Below are 1,508 nucleotides of genomic sequence, written 5' to 3'. Positions count from 1 at the left end.
TAAAATGGACCCTGTGTCAAGGACATTAAAAAAAAGACCTTATGCAACACCCGATAAAAATTGCTCCCTGTAATGAACAGGAGGCAATTTTTTTAGGTTCCATTGTCCGCGTTCATTATTATAGTAGTCTATGTAATCATCTACTATTGCTCGTAACTCTTCTAAATGGACACAACTTTTATACTCCATTTCATCTTTCAAATGACCAAAGAACGACTCTTGAGGAGCGTTGTCCCAACAATTACCTCTTCTAGACATGGACTGTCCTAAGTCATTATCCGCCAACTTCTTATGGAATTTAGGACTCGTATAGTGCACGCCCTGATCTGAATGGATAAAGGCATCTTTGTGTAACGTTGCGCCGTGGGCGCTCATTAATACATCAATGGTAGTTAATGAGATAGCTAGTTTTAGGTTATCAGATACATAGTGAGCGAGTATCTCTTTCGTCGTGCCGTCTTTAATGGTCGACAAATAACCCATAAATCCATTGGCTCCAGGTAAATAAGTGATATCAGTTAAGAGAACTTTATGAGCTATTCCTTGGACAAATTGACGCTCCAATTTATTCTCAACAGTGTGGTGTTCTTTGGTAGCTTTCGCCATTCTCTTATAGGGGTTCGCTTTACGAATGGGGCAGAAAATATGAAATTTCCTCATCAAGCGCTGGACCTTTTTACGATTGACTGTCATTCCTAGAATATTCTTGAAATACATGACAATACTACGAGAGCCTTTCTTGTAACCACGGTAGCTATAGGCGTTTTCAATTTGGATTCTCCAAGCTTGATCTTCCTCTTCTCGTACGTTTCTCTGGGCTAAGCCCTTTAAATAATTGTAATAACCTGAGCGAGAAACCTCCAGCGTTTCACATGCATCTATAATCGTTCCTGTGTAGGAACCATCTGTTTTCATTCTATGGATTCTTGCGAAGGTTTCACTAGTCTTTTCGCTGTTTTCTAGCCTCCTTTCGCTCCATTCTGATTTTTTTAACAATTCATTTTCCTGCTCTAATAATGAAATTTTAGCTTGTAACTGTTCAATTTGTTGTTCAGGTGTTCGTTCAGTCTTTCGCGGTCTGCCTGAACGGTTTTGTCGAGTATCTTTCAATGCCAAAACACCATTATCACGATATCTTTTTCGCCATTTCTTAGCGAATGCTTTTATCCGGCTTTCACCAAGCATTTCCGGATCAAATCCTGCTTCAATAAATATTTGTTTAGCCGTTTTTGAATCCAATGATTCTGAAACAAAATGGCGTTTGAATTCATCGGAATAAGTAATGCTTTTCTCTGATACATTTTTAACGTACGGATTTCTTCTCAAAACTCGAATTTGTTCGGATGTAAAAATTAACTTTGACATTTAGCGGCTCCTTTCTGCACGTAGTGCAGTTAATATGAATTGTGGTTTAATGAATGGAGCAATACTACTTCAATTCAAACGTTAACGTATTTTCCTCTATTCATAAGTATACAAAAACAAACCCTATAGAAGGGCACTTTTTT

1 protein-coding gene is annotated in these 1,508 nt (G+C 38.0%); it reads right to left on the bottom strand.

Features of this window, described 5'->3' with window-relative positions:
• Positions 1-39 precede the first annotated feature (39 nt).
• Positions 40-1,365, bottom strand: coding sequence for an IS3 family transposase (locus EF384_RS09515; protein ID WP_123781472.1), 1,326 nt, complete (start codon positions 1,363-1,365; stop codon positions 40-42).
• Positions 1,366-1,508 lie beyond the last annotated feature (143 nt).

It is taken from the genome of Aerococcus agrisoli, assembly GCF_003797145.1.
In the GTDB taxonomy this organism is placed as follows: Bacteria; Bacillota; Bacilli; order Lactobacillales; family Aerococcaceae; genus Aerococcus; species Aerococcus agrisoli.
The sequence above is the reverse complement of the archived record's forward strand: the minus strand, read 5'-3'. Positions and strand labels throughout refer to the sequence as shown.